Origin of the sequence: Prosthecodimorpha staleyi (assembly GCF_018729455.1) — a bacterium.
GTDB lineage: Bacteria > Pseudomonadota > Alphaproteobacteria > Rhizobiales > Ancalomicrobiaceae > Prosthecodimorpha > Prosthecodimorpha staleyi.
The window spans coordinates 208835-225497 of sequence record NZ_JAHHZF010000003.1; the positions used below are offsets into that span (position 1 = coordinate 208835).

Sequence of the window (16663 nt, forward strand, 5' to 3'; positions counted from 1 at the left end):
CCGCGGCGCCCGCATCCCGGCTCCGCGCCCGGCAAGGCTCGCCGCGGATGCGCAAAACCGCTAAGGATGCGACGCGCCGCGCCGTTTCCCGCCCGGAACGACCGGCGCGCCAGTCCGAACAACGAAACGGCCTGCGAACGATCTCCCGGGATCGGAACGCGCGCCGGGTGCGGCCACCGGGCCGCCCCCACGGGAGACGCCGCCGACCATGAATGCCGCAGCCCTTCTCGCGGTCGCCGGTGTCGGCCTGCTCGCCGCCATGGATGTCGCCATCAAGTATCTCGGCGGCCAGATGCCGGTCGCGCAGCTCGCCTTCCTGCGTTTCGCCTCCGGGTCGCTCGGGGCACTCCTGCTCGCCGCCTGGCTGCGTCCGGGCTGGCCGGGGCGCGAGACCATCACGGCCAATGCCTGGCGGGCGATGCTGGTCGTGGTCACCGCGACGACCTTCTTCTACTCGCTGACCGCCCTGCCGCTGGCCGAGGCGATCGCGCTGTCCTTCATCGCACCCGCCCTGATCGCGCTGCTCGGCGTCGTGATCCTGCGCGAGCGCTTCTCCTGGCGCATCGGCGCCACCCTGGCAATCGGCTTCGCCGGCATGCTGGTGATCGTCGGCGGCCGGCTCGGCAGCGCCGGCTTCACCGCCGGCTGGGGCGTGCTGGCTGCCGTCGCCTCGGCCTTCACCTATGCGCTGTCGCTGGTGCTGCTGCGCTCGCGCGCCACGCGCGACCCGGCGGTGACCATCGTGGCGTTCCAGAATATCGGCCCCGCGCTGATCCTGGCCACCCCGGCCGCCTGGGTCTGGGTGCCGGTCTCCGCGGAGGGCTGGGCCTTGGCGGCGCTGATCGGCGCGATGGGGGTCGTCGGCCACATGCTGCTGGCGATGGCCTTCGCGCGCGCCCCGGCCGCCACTCTGGCGCCGATCGAATATACCGCCCTGGTCTGGGGCTCGGTCTGGGGCTTCCTGTTCTTCGCCGAGGTGCCGGGCGCAGCGACTCTGGCCGGCGCCGGCATGATCGTCGCCGGAACTCTCTGGGGCCAGTGGCGCCCCGGGCGGACCCACACGGCAGCCTGAAGGCGCGGGCTTCCCGGCGGCCATTTGCACTCTGCCTACCCAGTCTACCAACACCCCGTGAAGGGCTCCCCCTCCCGCCCTCCTGACACGGTCTGACGGGATCGGCGGCCGGCGCCCTTTTCCGGGCGGGGGACTCGGGCCATATTCGGGCCATGGCCCGTTCCCCGAAATCCGCCTCCCCGGCTGCAGCGCCCCGCCGCCGCGGCCCCCTCGTCGCCCCTCTGGACGCCTCCGTGCCGCTCGATGCCGAGGCCGGCGGAGCCGATTTCGCGCAGCCCGCCGGTTCGAGCCTGACCGGCGACGGCTTCGGCGAGCAGCCGCAGGCCGGCTTCGAGGGCGTGCCGCTGAGCGGGCCGGTCGCCGGCTGGGCGCAGCAGATCACCGAGGAGGCCGCACGCGAGCGTCCGGCCGCGCCGCCGACCGCCAAGGCCGCCGGTCCCGCCGCCGCGACCGGGAAGGCCGACAAGAAGCCGCGCGCCAAGGGCCGCCAGCGCGGCGCGGATGGCGACGCCTCGCCGGAAGAGCGCGCCCGCGCCGGCCTGATGCCGATGGCCGGGCTCGACCTGACGCTCGAGGAGGCGCAGGCGATGCCGCGCGCCAGCGCGACCGCCACCGTCGAGGCGCTTTCCGCGCTGATCTCGTCCGGCAATCCGCTGTTCAAGGACGGCAAGCTGTGGACGCCGCACCGGCCCGAGCGGCCGGAGAAATCCGAAGGCGGCATCCCGCTCAAGATCGTGTCCGAATATGCCCCGGCGGGCGACCAGCCGACCGCGATCGCCGATCTGGTCGCCGGCGTCGAGCAGGCGGAGCGCCTGCAGGTGCTGCTCGGCGTCACCGGCTCGGGCAAGACCTACACGATGGCGCAGGTCATCGAGCGCACCCAGCGCCCGGCCCTGATCCTGGCTCCGAACAAGACGCTCGCCGCCCAGCTCTATGGCGAGTTCAAGAGCTTCTTCCCGAACAACGCGGTCGAATATTTCGTCTCCTACTACGACTACTATCAGCCCGAAGCCTATGTGCCGCGCACCGACACCTTCATCGAGAAGGAATCCTCGATCAACGAGCAGATCGACCGGATGCGCCACGCCGCCACGCGCTCGCTGATCGAACGCGACGACGTGATCATCGTCGCCTCGGTCTCGTGCATCTACGGTATCGGCTCGGTCGAGACCTATACGGCGATGACCTTCTCGATCGAGGTCGGCGAGCGGCTCGACCAGCGCCAGCTTCTGGCCGACCTGGTCGCCCTGCAATACAAGCGCAACGAGGCCGCCTTCGTGCGCGGTACCTTCCGGGTGCGTGGCGATACCGTCGAGATCTTCCCGGCCCACTATGAGGACCGCGCCTGGCGCATCAGCCTGTTCGGCGACGAGGTCGAATCCATCGTCGAGTTCGACCCGCTGACCGGGCAGAAGGCGCAGGCCCTGAAATTCGTCAAGGTCTATGCCAACTCGCACTATGTAACGCCGAAGCCGACGCTGCAGCAGGCGATCACCTCGATCAAGCAGGAGCTGAAGCACCGGCTGAACGAGCTCAACGCCGCCGGCCGCCTCCTGGAGGCGCAGCGGCTCGAGCAGCGCACCGTGTTCGATATCGAGATGCTGGAGGCGACCGGCTCCTGCGCCGGCATCGAGAACTATTCGCGCTACCTCACCGGCCGTAAGCCGGGCGAGCCGCCGCCGACGCTGTTCGAATACCTGCCCGACAACGCGCTGGTCTTCGTCGACGAGAGCCACGTCACCGTGCCGCAGATCGGCGGCATGTATCGCGGCGACTTCCGGCGCAAGGCGACGCTGGCCGAATACGGCTTCCGCCTGCCCTCCTGCATGGACAACCGGCCGCTGCGCTTCGAGGAATGGAACGCGATGCGGCCGCAGACCATCTGCGTCTCGGCGACCCCCGGGGGCTGGGAGATGGACGAGGCCGGCGGCGTCTTCGCCGAACAGGTCATCCGGCCGACCGGCCTGATCGACCCGCCGATCGAGATCCGCCCGGCCAAGGCCCAGGTCGAGGACCTGCTCGGCGAGGTCAAGGCAGTCGCGGCGCGCGGCTACCGCAGCCTGGTCACCACCCTGACCAAGCGCATGGCCGAGGACCTGACCGAATACCTGCACGAGCATGGCGTGCGCGTGCGCTACATGCATTCCGATGTCGAGACGCTGGAGCGGATCGAGATCATCCGCGACCTACGCCTCGGCGCCTTCGACGTGCTGATCGGCATCAACCTGTTGCGCGAGGGCCTGGACATCCCGGAATGCGCCCTGGTCGCCATCCTGGATGCCGACAAGGAAGGCTTCCTGCGCTCCGAGACCTCGCTGATCCAGACCATCGGCCGCGCCGCGCGCAATGTCGACGGCCGGGTGGTGCTCTATGCCGACCACATGACCGGCTCGATGGAGCGGGCCATCGCCGAGACCGACCGCCGGCGCGAGAAGCAGACCGCCTACAATGTCGAGCACGGCATCACGCCCGAGACGATCCGGCGCGAGATCTCCGACATTCTCGGCTCGGTCTACGAGCAGGACCACGTCACCGTCGATGCCGGCTTCGCCGAGGGCGGCCATCTGGTCGGCCACAATCTCCAGGCCCATATCGCCGACCTGGAGAAGCGCATGCGCGACGCCGCCGCCAACCTGGAATTCGAGACCGCCGCCCGCCTGCGCGACGAGATCAAGCGCCTGCGCGAGACCGACCTGATGGTCGCCGATGACCCGATCGCCCGCCAGGCCGCCGTCGACGACACCACCGGCGGCTTCACCGGCCCGCGCAAATACGGCGCCGCCGGCAACCTCCCCCCCAGCCGCGCCCGCAAGAACTCCCTCGACGAAATGACCGTCGGCCGCACGGAAATCCCGCTCGGGACGGGGGAGCTGCCGAAGCGCCCGGCCTCGAGCACGGCAGCGGGGACGGTCGCCGCCAAGGGCAAGGGGCGTTGGAAGGGGAGAACATAAGGCCTAGACTTGCGTGCGTTCGCTTTCTATAAATGTGTGGCTTTAGTGAGTTTTTGGTTTCTTACATGCTCAGAAAAATCGAAGTTGATGGTTTTCGAAGCCTCCGCAATTTCTCGTTTGAAATTCGGCAAGGATTGAATGTACTGCTTGGGACAAATGGGGCTGGTAAAACTACTATCGTACGTTTATTTGAGTTCATTTCAAATATCTGCATATTTTCAGCATCAGAGGCAATTGGCCGCTCAGGTGGTGCAGGAGAAGTATTTGATCGAGCAACAGAGACCGCACGGCGAGGGGAAACCCAATATTTAAGTATAACTGTTTTTGGCGATGGCCCAGAGCGTCCAAGGAATGGTAAAAATAGAAATCACAAGAAAACTATTGCGTACAAGTATAGCGCTAATATTTTTTTCGACCCTCAGAAAGGCGAGGTAGGGTTTGGTTCCCAAGAGATTAGCATTGGTTTGTTTTCACTTACAGCAAAAGCTATCGATCACGATAAACTTAGCGATTTAATAATAAAGTCAAAAGGCAAAGAAATTTCGGTGGATCTAAGTGAATCGAGAGATTTTTTAGATTTTCTGGGAAATAGAAAGATTTATTTCGACGAAGTTATAAACAGTCAGAAAGACATATTCTCTGAGATATCCTTGATATCTCAATCGTATATATTTGGATATCTTTTTTCGAGGATCACGATTGATCTTCATGCCGGCCGTGCTTTCAATATTGTCCCGGAGAACGTAAAGCGCGATGAAGATATTTCTACTCAGCCAATAGTAAATCCGGATGGAAGCGGTCTTGCTGCAACAATATTTCATCTCAAGAAACCCCAAATTGAGGACGAATATCGTCTTAATTTTTACTTGAATCAGTTTGATATGTATGAACCAGATATTCTACCTCGAATTAAATCGCTACTGAAACTTGTGAACGATGACATTATAGATATAGACGTTGAAAATAGGGTAATCGAGAACCGCCTGCAAATGCGCGCCACATTAAGAGGCGACGGCTGCGAGTTCATTGTCCCGTTGCGCTACCTTTCTGACGGAACTGTGAAATGGCTTGCCTTAGTAACTGCGATTCTAAGTAATCGATCGATTTTTGTGATTGAGGAACCGGAAAATTTCCTACATCCACGCATGTTAAGCGAGATAGTAAACTTACTTAGGGCATCTTGCGAGAAGAATAAAAATAATTTTGCCCTCATAACAACTCACAGCGAAACGCTAATAAATTTGCTAAGACCAGAGGAGATCGTACTTGTCGACTTCAAAGCTGGATACACAATGACAAGCGCGATCTCCGATACAAAACGACTACGTCAAATAATGAAAAAAACTGGCTTTGGCCTCGGCTGGTTTTACACAACTGGATCGCTTGGTTAAAATCAATGGCAGACCCAGCTTTTATAGTCGAAGGAAAGCAAGAAAAACTTGTAATTAACCGTATTTGTCCGGGAAAGAGAGTTATACTTCTTGGGATCAACAACTCTGACGTCGAGATGAAGGCAATCGCAACGCGCATATACGCTCATTTTCAGAATCTTGGTAATCGGCACCATCCAGTCGTCGTGATATTCGATAGAGAAAAAAGAAATAAAAGCTGTGATTCATTAAATACTGAATTGCGTTTTCACTTAAATAAGCTTGGAATAAAGGAAGACCAATTAATAATATGTATTGCCGATAGGTCTTTAGAATCCTGGATTGCACCGTTCTTGCAAGACGACGGGAGCATAAATACAAATTTAGTACCACAGAAAAATTACGAAGGAATTGTATGCGAGTCAATAATTATAAGACAATTGCGAAAAGCAAACATTGATTATGACAAAACAACAGTTGGAGTAGATCTATTCTGTTCTATTTCCCCAAAGAAACTTGCCGAGATATCTCCAAGCTTTTCACAATTGCGGAAGGCTTTGCTTGACATATGTCACTGGATGAATATGTGATGCATTATTAGAATTTGGAGAACCAGCGCTCAATGTATCTCTAGGTATTACTTAATTTTATCAAATTTATTACTAAATAAATGACATTTTCAGGACACCGTTATTGTGTCAAGAAAGTCAAACGCCTCGCGCCGGTCACATTACCGCGACCGTCCACGGCTACACGGTGCTCACACGCGACCTGCGGTATTTCACACCGATGGGCGTGTCCGCGCTCGATCCCCTCGCCGTTCTGAGGAGCCGCCGACGCGATCACCCCTCCCCCAACGCCCCGATCACCACCGAAATCCCCGCCCCAGCGGCCCGTGCCTCCGCCTCCGCCGCGACCACCTCGATCACCGCATATCCCTCCGCCCCCGGCCGGCGGTGGATATGCGTCGCCCGGGTGGCGGCGTCGATGACCCAGTATTCCGGTACGCCCTGGTCAGCATAGACGGCGGCCTTGGGGCCGAGATCGAAGCCGAGGGTCGAGTCGGCGATCTCGATCACCAGCAGCGCGTCCGGGCCGCGCAGGCGATCGAGCGGGATGGCGGACGGATAGAGCAGCAGGTCTGGTTCGAGATAGAGCGCCTCGCCCAGGCGCCAGCCGGGTTCGGAGGCGATGCGCAGGCCGGGTGGGCGATGGTCGAAGAGATGTTCGAGCAGGGCGACGCGCAGCGCCTCGTGGCGCGCTCCCTTGGGCGACATCGGCAGGATCTCCCCGGCCACGATCTCCAGACGCTCGTCGGGACCGATCAGGCCGACCTCGACCATGCGCTCCACGTCCTCGACCGTGAAGGCGCGGCGCAGGCGTCCGTCCGCCGAAAGAACCGTGCGCATGTTCATGCGCGAGACTTTAGAGCATTTCCCGATCGGACGGAAACGTCCGGCCGGTCGGCAGGCGACCGGGGATCGCCGTCCGGGGCCGATTGACGCCCGCCGGCAAGGGGTTCAAGCCGGACCGGCCGGAACGCCGCAATGCCCCGCCCTCACGCCTCGACGCGGCATTTGATCTCGCGACCCTCGAGCGTCAGCGTCACGGTGACGATGCGGTTCTTGGCGAGGGGGAAGCGGCAGAGTTCGTAGGCGCGATCGGCGCGGAAGAAGTCGACCGTGACGGTGCCGGTGCGGCGGCGGACGATGGCCGAGGCGGTCGCGGTCGGGTTGGCGAGGCCGGGGACCTCCTCGCCTTCCAGGCGGTAGATGCCGGCGCCGGTCTGCGCATATTGCCGGCGCAGTTCGACGAAGCCGGTCTCCTCGGAGAGCTTGCAGCCGGCGAGGCCAACGCCCACCAGGGCTGCCGCCAGGGCGAAGGTCGCGCGCCGGGCGTGGGGTGTCCGCAGGGCCGCGCGCCGGGTCGCGGCCGCCCCGACCTTCGGCAACTCCGAAAGGGTCGTCCCAGTCCTTGGCCGGATCGCCGCTGCCGGCAGGCTCAAGCCCCCGGCGGGGACAACGGGTTCAGCGAGCGGGGACGGGCGGCGGCAAGGCATCTCGGCGACCATGGCGGGCAGGCTTTCGCGGGTCTTCAGGAAATCTGCGGCGGTTCGGCACAGGTCCCGCCGGGCCGCCCCGGAGAGGCCCATGCGGGAGAGATTCGGGCCGGGGAGATTTCGGGCCGCACGGGGATGGGACGCAACCCGTGCGGCCCAGATGCCGCCGACGGGATCAGGATTGCGGCGGGGTGACGGTCTGGATGAAGTTTTTCAGGGCCGAGGACGCGTTGCGGATGTCGTCGGCGAGCCGCTTGATCACCTGCAGCATCTGGTCGGCATTGTTGAGCGCCTGCAGCTCCTCGATATAGTCGCTGCGCGTCTGCACCGTGCGCAGGAGCTTGGCGAATTCCTGCCGGGCATTGGTCAGGTCTTCAGCCGCGCGGCGGGCCTCGGTGCCGATGCGGGTCCATTCCTTCAGCAGGAAGGCGCGCTCCTCGGCCGTGAATTTGGTGTCGGCCTCGATCTGGCGCTGCTTGGCGCGCGAGAACTCGATCACCTTCTGGCCGAGCGTGGCGACCGGCCCGTTGTCGGAGACCGAGCCGAGCGCGTCGGCGATCAGCGCCTGCAGCTCGGCCAGTTCCTTGCGGGCCGCATCCGGCGCGGTGACCTTCTCGATGTCCTTGGTCGACTGCTCGATCCGGCCGGTCAGGTCGCCGAGCGACTTCTTGACCTCGCCGAGCGTGCGGTTGAAGTCCTCGACCGGGCTCGCCAGCTGCGCTGCGGGCTTCGCCTCCGGGGCGGCGGCCTGGGCCTGCCCGACCCCGGAGAGCCCGATCGCAGACGGACCCAGGGCCGGCAGGACTGCCGGACCGGCCAGGGCGAAACCTGTGGCGAGCAGGGCCGTCGTCATGAATGCCTGGACGCCGGTCATGGCGATCGCTCCTTCCGGCTCGGCCGGGATGGTGGACGGGTCGGGGCCGCGCGCTTCGCAGCCCGCCCCGCGAGAGCCGCCCGCCGACCCGATCGGGCGACGGAGCGGTCGGATGCGCAGCCTGCGCGGCCGACGGGGCGAAATTCGGGCAGGATCGCACGCCTCGGCACGGTCCCGCAGCGCCATTCACCATGCCGGCGCTGCAACCCCGATCCGAGGCCCGGGCGGATTGGGGACCGGATCCGAACCATGCTAGCCTTCGCCCATGTTGCCGTCCCTGCGCCGCATCGCCGTCATGGCCCTCGTCGTCTGCGTCCTCCTGGCCGGCGCGGCCTTGGTGCTGCTCGGCCATGGCGACCGCAGCGCCGACCAGTCCCGATGGCGCGAGGCCGCCGCCGCGGCCGCGCCGATCGTCGCGCTGGTCGAGAGCTATCGCCGCGAGCGCGGCGCCCTGCCGCGCTATGCCGGCGATCTGGCCGGACAGGTGCCGGACGGGCTGGTCGCCGAGGATATCGGCGCGCTGATCCGCTTCGACACCGGCACCCCGCCGGCCTGGCTCTACAGCCTCGATGCGGACGGAACCGGCTTCGAACTGTCGCGGAAGCTGGGAACCGACACGAAACTGGTCTATTCGGAAGAAGCCGGCCGGGGCCGCTGGACCTACGACCCCGGCGACGGCAACGATCCCGTGCCCGTCGAGATCCATCCATGATCCGCTCCGCCTCCGCCGGCCTTCTTGCGGCCTGCTTCCTTGCCGGTTCCGTCTCCTGCGGCCCCGGCGCCGCCCCGGCCCTGGCCGCGCCGGCCTCCTTCGATTGCACCAAGGCTCATAACGCGACCGAGCGCGCCATCTGCGCCGATGCCGGGCTCTCGGCCCGGGACCTGGAGATCGCCGGCACCATCGCCGGCCTGCTGCGCCGGCTCGATCTGGTCACGGCGAAGATCCTGCGCGAAGACCAAGCCGCCTTCCTGGCCGACCGCAACGATCTGCAGGGCGACCGCGCCGGTCTGGCGACGGCGCTCGCCGCGCGCTCCGCCTTCCTGGCCTCGATCGACCCGACGCCGCGCGCCGACTTCGCCGGCGACTGGGCCAACGCCCGCGGCCGGCTGGTGGTGCGCCGGGGCGATGCCGGCAGCTGGATCGTCGAAATCGACGCCCGCGATCCCGGCGGCCTGTGGACCTGCCGCTTCACCGGCACCGCCAGGGGCGGCCGGCCCGATCTTGCGGCGGAATCCCGGGAGACCGCCGTCGGCTGGACCGTGCGGATCGCCCGCAAGGCCGGCGCGCTGCAGGTCTCCGTCGAGGTGCCGGACGGCGGCAAGCCGGGCGCGCCCTTCCCGGCCTGCACCGAGCGCGGCAGCGTCGCGGGCGGCTACCTGCCGGTCAAGTGACGGCAGCCCGGCCGCAGCCGCGCCGCCGGGCTTGGCTCAATCCTGGATGAAGGGATTGGAGACCCTTTCGTCGCCGATCCGGCTCATGCCGCCATGGCCGGGCAGGAAGACGAAATGGTCGCCGAGCGGCAGCACCTTGTCGCGGATCGACCGGATCAGCGTGGCGTGGTCGCCGAAGGGGAGATCGGTGCGGCCGATCGAGCCCTGGAACAGGACATCGCCCATCAGGATGAAGCCGGCCTCGCGCTGCACGTAGATCACGCTGCCGGGCGAATGGCCCGGGCAGTGCAGCACGTCGAAGCCGATCGAACCAACCGTGACCCGGTCGCCCTCCTCGAGCCACTGGTCGGGCGTGGCGGCCTCGTATCCGCTCAGGCCCCATTTCGCCGCGGAAGTCGGGATGTTGGCCAGGATCGCGGCCTCGGCGCGGTGCGGCCCGACGATCGGGACCGGTCCGCCCTGGCGGGCCTCGAGCGCGGCCTTCAGGGCGGCCGCACCGCCCGCATGGTCGAGATGGCCGTGCGTCAGCAGGATCTTTTCGATGCGGGCGTTCATCTGCCCGATGCCGGCCAGGATGCGCGGCACGTCGCCGCCCGGATCGACCACCGCGCCGATGCCGGTGGCCGTCTCGACGAGGATCGAGCAGTTCTGCTGGAAGTCGGTGACGGGAACGAGGGCGATGCGAAACGGCGGGTCTTGGTCTTCGGACATGTCGGGCTCCGGCTGTACGTCCCTGTCTTAGGGCGCACGCCCGGCAAGGGAAACCACGCCGTCGATTCGATCTGCATCACAGGCCGGGCGGGCGGGTTGAAAGGCTCCGGACCATCCCCACCTTCCACAGGCGGCCGCGCCGGCTCCGCTGCGCCGAAGGGTCGGCAAACGGCACTTTGGGGCGGTTTTCCGACCGCACACGAAAATTTGATCCAAGAAGCGGGTGCCGGCGGCATCCATGGCTCATGCCGGAAATGTTGTTCTGATACGCCATCGGGATCGAAGGCTGCGGCCAAGTCGCCAACGCTTCCTTAACCAACTTTCACGCCCTCGAATCGGAGCTCCGGAGTCCGGCCATGCGCGCCAGCACCATCGCGGTCGTCAGCCTCGTCTGCTGTCTTTCCGTGGCCTTCGGAGCCCCCATTGTGTTCGGTCGCGGCCAGACGCCGGCCGGCGCCGCCGAAACCGTTCCGGCGGCGGTCCCCGGCCCCATGCGTGCGCCGGCCGCCGAGGCGGCCGCGGATCCGGCCGCAATCGCCGCGCCGGGCCCGGCAGCGACCGGCACGCCGTCGCGCGACGGCGATGCCCAGCCGGCGAAGGGCAACCGCGGCAAGGCGCCCGCGAAGGTCGCCGCCATCCCGGTCACCAGCCTGCAGGGCCGGTTCCACGACGGCGACCCGGGCCGCAAGGGCAGCGGCGCGGTCGATCTGGCCAAGACCGAGCGCGGCTTCCAACTGAAGCTGACCGGCTTCGCCACCTCGGCCGGACCGGCCCTGGAAATACTCCTGGTGCCGCATCCGGACCCGAAGAAGTCCGCAGATGTGAATAAGACCAAGTCGGTCTCGCTTGGCACACTCCGCAGCGTCAAGGGCGACCAGATCTATACCCTGCCGGAAGGGATCGATCCCGCACAGTTCAAGGCGGTTGTGATCTGGTCCAAGCAGCTTTCGGTTCTTTTCGCATCGGCACCGCTGAAACCGCGCAGTTGAAGACCTGCGCCGGTCCGATACCACGCAGCCACGGAAGCGCTTCGAATTGTCCGAGAGTTGACAGGCTCGAGTCTGCAGGTTCGACAGAAAAACGGGACCCGGCCTTGCCCTTTTAACAGGTCTCGTTCATAAAGTTCATTGGTGGCGGTTCGGAACTTGGGCGAGACGGTCGGCGCGGCCGGTTCATTGCGAAAACGCGCAACATCTGTCCCGACGCGGGAACGTGACTGCCTGGAATCGGCCTCGCGCGGCGTGAGGTTTTTTGTGTCTTCGGGGATGTCCCCGCGGGAAAGGGCTTGGAATGAGGGATCGTGGTTTCGGCGGTCGCGGTGGAGGCGGTGATCGCGGCGGCTTCGGCGGCGGGCGTGATCGGGGCGGCTTCGGCGGCCGCGACGAGGGTTTCGGTGGTGGCGATCGCGGCGGTTTCGGCGGCGGTGGCGGTGATCGTGGCGGTTTCGGTGGCCGTGGGCGGCGCGAGTTCGGCGATCAGGGCGGTTTCGGCGGCGGCGGTGGTGACCGCGGCGGCTTCGGCGGTGGTGGCTTCGGCGGTGGCGACCGCGGCGGCTTCGGTGGCGGTGGCGGTGGCGGTGGCCCTGGCGGCGGCTTCGGCGGCGGCGGCGGCTTCCGTCCGCGTCGGCGCTTCGAGGGCGAGGAAGCCGGCGGTGGCGAGGGCGGTTTCCGTCCGCGTCCTCCGGTCGATCGCGGCCCGCGCCAGAACGGCACCGTGAAGTTCTTCAACGCCGAGAAGGGCTACGGCTTCATCACCCCCGACGAGGGCGGTGCGGACGTGTTCGTCCATGTGAGCGCCGTGGAGCGTTCCGGCCTGGGCGTGCTCGACAAGGGTCAGAAGATCTCGTTCGAGACCGAGCCGGATAAGCGCGGCAAGGGTCCGAAGGCCGTCAACCTGCAGGTGCTCGAAGGTGGCGCCGGCGGCGACGGCGACGACCAGCCGATGCTGGACGACTGATATCGTCCCGCCCGGGATTGCTGTCTCGGGATGAATCCGCCCGCGCCATGTCCGCATGGCGCGGGTTTTCATTTCGCCCCGACCCGCCGCCTCCCGGCCCAATGCCCGCCTGCGTGTCGACACTGCGGCGCCGCGCCGATCCGGACCATCGCGCCGACGCCGACGCGTCCTGCCGATCCGGGCGGCCACGGCTTTGTCCCGGCTGCGCCCGGCCCGTTCCCCCGGGAAGGGCGTCACGACTGCGCAATCGCTGCGATCCGGCCGCCCGCACGGATCGGGAGCCTCGCCCCGGGGGCCTTGGGGGCAGCGTGCTCGGCCGTCCACCGCACCAGCCCCGTGGCTCGATCGAAGCGGACGCATCCCGCCCGTCTCATGCATCCGATCCACCGGTTCTTTGATCGAACGGTCGATTCAATCTGGTAGCCGCGAGCGGCGAATGCCGGGATTGCCCTCTGGCCTGCGATCCATCCCACCAACCTCTCGTGGCGGGATGCCTCCGTCTCGCCGCCCGCCCCTCCCCTGGCAATCGGATGCGGCGCGCGCCCCGTCAGCCCGCCGGCCGAACTCCGCCCACTCGCATCCGCCTACCTCGAAGCCGCCCACCTCGAAACCCGCCGAGCCTCTATCGGGTTCCTTGCTGTTTGCCCGTGCCGAGACCGCCGCTCCCCGGCCCGGCCCTCCACGCCCCGGCCCGGCCCTCGATCCAGGCCGTCGCCGGTCCGGGTCGAAAATTCACGTCGCCTCGTCTTCAACCCACCAGATGAACCGTTGATCCGCCGATGAACTACCGCCACGTCTATCACGCCGGAAACTTCGCCGATGTACTGAAGCACGCCGTGCTGGCCCGCATCATCGTGCATCTGCAGAAGAAGGAGACGCCCTTCCGTCTGCTCGACACCCATGCCGGCACCGGCCTCTACGATCTCTCGGGCCCGGAGGCGCAGAAGACCGGGGAATGGCGCAACGGCATCGGCCGCATCCTGCGAGCGCCGCTCGACCCCGACAGCGCCGCCCTGCTCGCGCCCTGGCTGGCCGCGATCGCCGCGGCCAACGGCATCGAGCAGGTCGTCCCCGGTGCCGCCTTCGAACCCGCCCGACTGACGGTCTATCCGGGCTCGCCGATGATCGCCCGGCACATGCTGCGCAAGGTCGACCGGCTGACATTGACCGAACTGCACCCTGCCGATTTCACCCGCCTCTCGACGCTCTTCGCCGGCGACGTGCAGGTCAAGACGATCGAACTGGACGGCTGGCTGGCGCTGAAGAGCTTCCTGCCGCCCAAGGAGCGGCGCGGTGCGATCCTGGTCGATCCGCCCTTCGAGCAGCCGGACGAGTTCCGGCGTCTTGCCGACGGCCTCGTCGACGGCTTGCGGCGTTTCGCCGGGGGCGTCTTCGCGCTTTGGTATCCGATCAAGGACGAGGCCGAGACCGGCGCCTTTCATCGGATACTGATCGAAACCGGCATCCGCAAGATTCTGCGGGTCGAATTGCGCACCGCGCAGGTCGAGCCGGGCCGTTCCCTGACCGGCAGCGGGCTGATCCTCGTCAATCCGCCCTGGACGCTGGAGGCGGAACTCGGTCGCCTGGTGCCCGCACTCGCCGAATGGCTGGCCACGGGTCGCGGTGCCGGCGGGCGGGTCGACTGGCTCGTGGCCGAGTAGCCGCACCGCCCGAGAACCGTATCCCGCCGGTAGCTGCACGCTTGATTTGCCCGACACCCTCCCGCAGTCTCGGCCGACGCCGCCAAGCCTGAGGATTCCGTCATGTCGCGCCTATCCCGCCTCGTTTCGTCCGGGCGTCTCCGCGCCGCCACCCTGGCGATCGCCGCCGTTGCGGCGACGGGCCTGCCAGCTCCGTCGGCCCGGGCCGGGCTTCTCGACGCGATGGTTGCCCCCAGCGACGTGCCGGCCTGCGGGGATGCCGGCGTCGTGGAGACGATCCGCGAAAAATTCGTCCATTTGGACGCCAACGTGCTGCACCGGGGCCTCGCCATCCAGCAGGTCGATCGCATCCGGCAGAGCCATTTCGGCAATCTCAATTCCGGCCCCGTGCTGCGGCGCTACTGCTATGCCCATGCCTATCTCAACGACGGTCCGCGGCCGAAGACGCTCTACTATCTGATTGAGCAGAATTACGGTTTCCTCGGTCTGTCCTGGAATGTCGAATTCTGCGTCCAGGGCTACGATCGCTGGCGGGTCCAGGACGGCAACTGCCGCGCCGTCCGGTATTGGTGGTGAGCCATGGCGCGATGGCTTGAGCGGATCGGCCGTACGGCCGGACGGGCCGCCTGCCTCGCGGCCTGCGCGGTTGCCTGGAGCCTTGGGCCGGCCCGGGCCGGCGACGAGCCCGGCCGGTTCGATTTCTGGGTCCTATCGCTGTCCTGGTCGCCCAGCTACTGCGAAGCGCAGGGCGACCAGCGGCGGGATCAGCAATGCGCCCGCCCCTTCGCCTTCGTCGTGCATGGGCTTTGGCCGCAATATGAGCGCGGCTATCCGCGCAATTGCCCGGACAACGCCGGACGCCTGCCCGACCGGCTGATCCGCGACCAGCTCGACATCTTCCCGGCCTTCGGCCTCGTCATCCACGAATGGCGCTCGCACGGCACCTGCTCGGGCCTGACGCCGGCCGACTACTTCAAGGCCACCCGCAAGGCATTCGACCGGATCATCGTGCCGGCCGACTACCAGGCCCCGCGCGAACCCCTGATGGTCGACGTGAAGGCGGTCGAGGAGGCCTTCCTGGCCGCCAACAAGGAACTCGACCGCAACGAGATCGCCATCTCCTGCGACGATCGCCGCCTGCGCGAGGTGCAGATCTGCTTCAGCAAGGACCTGAGCCAGTTCCGCGCCTGCCCGGAGGTGGATCGCAAGGCCTGCCGTCGGGACCGCGTCTACATGCCGGCCATCCGCGCCCGATGAGCGCAGCCGCCGCGGACTTCCGACCGCCCCGCAGAACGGCGGCGGCCACGATCGCGATCGCGTCGGTTCTGGCCGTGACGGCGCTGGCCGCAGCCCCCGTTCGAGCCGCCGAGGAGACCGTGCAGGGCTGGGCCCTGAACTGCGAGGCCGGCACCTGCCGGGCCAGCCTGCCGTCGCTGTTCGGGCTTCAGGCCCTCACCTTCGGGCGTTTTGCGGGCGACGATCGCATTGCCCTCGGATTTGCGTCACAGACCGCGATCCCGGACCGCGAGCGGCCGATTACCCTGCGGCTCGACAACCGTCCGCTCGGTACGCTGACGCCGGAGCGCGGCTATGCCGGCTTCGAACGCCCGGAGGCCTTCTGGCTACTGGATGCCAAGACGATCGACGCCATCCTTCAGGGGGGCGGTCCGGGGCGGCGGCTGCGCATCGAATATCTGGACGTGACCGGCGCGCCCCACGACGCCGATTTCCGGCTCGACGGGCTCGCGGCCGTGATCGACCGGACCGATGCGCTGCTGGACCGCAAGGCCCGGCGCGAAGGCATCGCACCGGGCCGTGCCCTGCCGCCGCCGCCCCCGATCGGCAAGGCCGCGCTGATCATGCGCCAGGGACTGCCGGCACGGCTCCTGGAGCGCCATCGGACGGCGAGCGATTGCGAGGATCCGCAATCCCCCCTGCTGAAGCCGCTCGCCCCGGTGATCGGCCCTCTCTCGCGCACGGCGATGCTCTACGGCATCCCCTGCGCTTCATCGGGCGGCCAGGTCTCCTACAAGCTCTGGGTACTCGAATCCGGCGAGATCGGCGGCATGACCCCGCTCTTCTTCGCCCTCTACGACCCGGTCTTCGGCTGGCGCGGCACCGACCTGCTGCCGAACATCGCCTTCGAGCCCGGCGAGGCGCGGCTGACCGCCCGTTCGGCGGCGCGCTCGGATGCGGGGTGCGGCGGCCGCGGCGTCTGGCGCTGGAAGGATTACGGCTTCGCCATGGAGGAATACCGCTACGCGCCGGATTGCGGACGCAGCCGGAACCCGGCCGACTGGCCGAAGGTTTTCCCGCCGCGCTGAGCCGCCGGCGGTTCACCCGCGCCGAGCCGGCATGCCGATCCGGGCGAGGCCGAAGACATCGCGGGCCACGAAGGCGTGCAACGCCTCCGAGACGCCGGCATTGATCGTTTGGTGGAACTCCCGAAGGCCGCCGGACAACGGCTCCGGCACGAGGCTCGCGGGCAGCGGGGCTCCGGCGGCATAGACGGCGAGAATGAGCGCGGGCAGCTTGACCATGATCCCGGTCCCGGCACTGGGCCTGACGGGGACACCCTGCGCCCGGCGAATTGCCGGTCCGTTGCGGACGGTCGCTC

General features: G+C 66.4%; 17 protein-coding genes. 11 read left to right on the plus strand and 6 right to left on the minus strand.

The genetic code is table 11. The features are described 5' to 3' along the window. Positions 1-208: 208 nt before the first annotated feature. From KL771_RS06905 to KL771_RS06915, 3 genes are all read left to right on the plus strand, one after another. Complete coding sequence (locus tag KL771_RS06905) at positions 209-1072, plus strand: DMT family transporter (RefSeq protein ID WP_261967815.1); 864 nt, start codon at positions 209-211, stop codon at positions 1070-1072. 290 nt (positions 1073-1362) lie between these two features. Beyond that, positions 1363-4023: an excinuclease ABC subunit UvrB gene (gene uvrB, locus KL771_RS06910; protein ID WP_315901491.1), complete on the plus strand. Its 2661-nt coding sequence runs from the start codon at positions 1363-1365 to the stop codon at positions 4021-4023. Between the two features lie 65 nt (positions 4024-4088). Next, positions 4089-5414 (plus strand): AAA family ATPase, encoded by a 1326-nt coding sequence (locus KL771_RS06915; protein ID WP_261967817.1) that lies wholly within the window; start codon positions 4089-4091, stop codon positions 5412-5414. Between the two features lie 821 nt (positions 5415-6235). On the opposite strand, the gene KL771_RS06920 is transcribed toward KL771_RS06915, so the two are convergent. From KL771_RS06920 to KL771_RS06930, 3 genes are all read right to left on the minus strand, one after another. After that, positions 6236-6808, minus strand: coding sequence for a Uma2 family endonuclease (locus tag KL771_RS06920; protein WP_261967818.1), 573 nt, complete (start codon positions 6806-6808; stop codon positions 6236-6238). Between the two features lie 143 nt (positions 6809-6951). Continuing rightward, positions 6952-7344, minus strand: a complete 393-nt coding sequence (locus KL771_RS06925) for a hypothetical protein (protein WP_261967819.1) — start codon at positions 7342-7344, stop codon at positions 6952-6954. A gap of 283 nt (positions 7345-7627) precedes the next feature. Then, on the minus strand, positions 7628-8326 hold the full coding sequence (locus tag KL771_RS06930) for a hypothetical protein (protein WP_261967820.1): 699 nt from the start codon (positions 8324-8326) through the stop codon (positions 7628-7630). 265 nt (positions 8327-8591) lie between these two features. Here KL771_RS06930 and KL771_RS06935 point away from each other — a divergent pair, with 265 nt between their 5' ends. Both KL771_RS06935 and KL771_RS06940 read left to right on the plus strand, forming a co-directional pair. Further along, positions 8592-9038 carry a hypothetical protein gene (locus KL771_RS06935; RefSeq protein WP_261967821.1) on the plus strand — a complete coding sequence of 149 codons (447 nt, stop codon included), beginning with the start codon at positions 8592-8594 and terminating at the stop codon, positions 9036-9038. Continuing rightward, the gene (locus KL771_RS06940) at positions 9035-9718 is read left to right on the plus strand and encodes a lysozyme inhibitor LprI family protein (protein WP_261967822.1); all 684 of its coding nucleotides are present in this window, start codon (positions 9035-9037) and stop codon (positions 9716-9718) included. Before KL771_RS06935 ends, KL771_RS06940 begins: the two co-directional genes overlap by 4 nt. Positions 9719-9754: 36 nt before the next feature. Here KL771_RS06940 and KL771_RS06945 read toward each other — a convergent pair whose 3' ends face one another. Beyond that, positions 9755-10429, minus strand: a complete 675-nt coding sequence (locus KL771_RS06945; protein WP_261967823.1) for an MBL fold metallo-hydrolase — start codon at positions 10427-10429, stop codon at positions 9755-9757. Between the two features lie 356 nt (positions 10430-10785). On the opposite strand from KL771_RS06945, the gene KL771_RS06950 reads away from it, so the two are divergent. Continuing rightward, a complete protein-coding gene (locus KL771_RS06950; protein WP_261967824.1) occupies positions 10786-11418 on the plus strand; it encodes a DM13 domain-containing protein in 633 nt (210 codons plus the stop codon). A 112-nt stretch (positions 11419-11530) separates the two neighbouring features. Here the strand turns inward: KL771_RS06950 and KL771_RS06955 are convergent, their stop codons facing one another. Further along, complete coding sequence (locus tag KL771_RS06955) at positions 11531-12217, minus strand: hypothetical protein (RefSeq protein ID WP_261967825.1); 687 nt, start codon at positions 12215-12217, stop codon at positions 11531-11533. Between KL771_RS06955 and KL771_RS06960 the strand changes: the two genes are divergently transcribed. From KL771_RS06960 to KL771_RS06980, 5 genes are all read left to right on the plus strand, one after another. Then, a complete protein-coding gene (locus KL771_RS06960) occupies positions 12143-12385 on the plus strand; it encodes a cold-shock protein (RefSeq protein WP_054360629.1) in 243 nt (80 codons plus the stop codon). The two genes, KL771_RS06955 and KL771_RS06960, sit on opposite strands and share 75 nt — an antisense overlap. 779 nt (positions 12386-13164) lie before the next feature. Beyond that, positions 13165-14046 carry a 23S rRNA (adenine(2030)-N(6))-methyltransferase RlmJ gene (locus KL771_RS06965; protein ID WP_261967826.1) on the plus strand — a complete coding sequence of 294 codons (882 nt, stop codon included), beginning with the start codon at positions 13165-13167 and terminating at the stop codon, positions 14044-14046. A 102-nt stretch (positions 14047-14148) separates the two neighbouring features. Beyond that, entirely contained in the window at positions 14149-14622 is a 474-nt protein-coding gene (locus KL771_RS06970) for a hypothetical protein (RefSeq protein WP_261967827.1), read from the plus strand. 3 nt (positions 14623-14625) lie between these two features. Then, on the plus strand, positions 14626-15303 hold the full coding sequence (locus tag KL771_RS06975; protein WP_261967828.1) for a ribonuclease T2: 678 nt from the start codon (positions 14626-14628) through the stop codon (positions 15301-15303). Next, positions 15300-16370, plus strand: coding sequence for a DUF1176 domain-containing protein (locus KL771_RS06980; RefSeq protein WP_261967829.1), 1071 nt, complete (start codon positions 15300-15302; stop codon positions 16368-16370). The genes KL771_RS06975 and KL771_RS06980 overlap by 4 nt, the downstream gene beginning before the upstream one ends. Before the next feature lie 12 nt (positions 16371-16382). Here the strand turns inward: KL771_RS06980 and KL771_RS06985 are convergent, their stop codons facing one another. After that, on the minus strand, positions 16383-16586 hold the full coding sequence (locus tag KL771_RS06985; RefSeq protein WP_261967830.1) for a hypothetical protein: 204 nt from the start codon (positions 16584-16586) through the stop codon (positions 16383-16385). Between the last annotated feature and the right edge of the window lie 77 nt (positions 16587-16663).

Coding starts and splice junctions, on each gene's coding strand:
- KL771_RS06905 (WP_261967815.1), top strand. CDS start 209: ATGAATGCCGCAGCCCTTCTCGCGGTCGCCGGTGTCGGCCTGCTCGCC.
- KL771_RS06915 (WP_261967817.1), top strand. CDS start 4,089: ATGCTCAGAAAAATCGAAGTTGATGGTTTTCGAAGCCTCCGCAATTTC.
- KL771_RS06920 (WP_261967818.1), bottom strand. CDS start 6,808: ATGAACATGCGCACGGTTCTTTCGGCGGACGGACGCCTGCGCCGCGCC.
- KL771_RS06930 (WP_261967820.1), bottom strand. CDS start 8,326: ATGACCGGCGTCCAGGCATTCATGACGACGGCCCTGCTCGCCACAGGT.
- KL771_RS06935 (WP_261967821.1), top strand. CDS start 8,592: ATGTTGCCGTCCCTGCGCCGCATCGCCGTCATGGCCCTCGTCGTCTGC.
- KL771_RS06940 (WP_261967822.1), top strand. CDS start 9,035: ATGATCCGCTCCGCCTCCGCCGGCCTTCTTGCGGCCTGCTTCCTTGCC.
- KL771_RS06945 (WP_261967823.1), bottom strand. CDS start 10,429: ATGTCCGAAGACCAAGACCCGCCGTTTCGCATCGCCCTCGTTCCCGTC.
- KL771_RS06950 (WP_261967824.1), top strand. CDS start 10,786: ATGCGCGCCAGCACCATCGCGGTCGTCAGCCTCGTCTGCTGTCTTTCC.
- KL771_RS06955 (WP_261967825.1), bottom strand. CDS start 12,217: ATGGACGAACACGTCCGCACCGCCCTCGTCGGGGGTGATGAAGCCGTA.
- KL771_RS06965 (WP_261967826.1), top strand. CDS start 13,165: ATGAACTACCGCCACGTCTATCACGCCGGAAACTTCGCCGATGTACTG.
- KL771_RS06970 (WP_261967827.1), top strand. CDS start 14,149: ATGTCGCGCCTATCCCGCCTCGTTTCGTCCGGGCGTCTCCGCGCCGCC.
- KL771_RS06975 (WP_261967828.1), top strand. CDS start 14,626: ATGGCGCGATGGCTTGAGCGGATCGGCCGTACGGCCGGACGGGCCGCC.
- KL771_RS06980 (WP_261967829.1), top strand. CDS start 15,300: ATGAGCGCAGCCGCCGCGGACTTCCGACCGCCCCGCAGAACGGCGGCG.
- KL771_RS06985 (WP_261967830.1), bottom strand. CDS start 16,586: ATGGTCAAGCTGCCCGCGCTCATTCTCGCCGTCTATGCCGCCGGAGCC.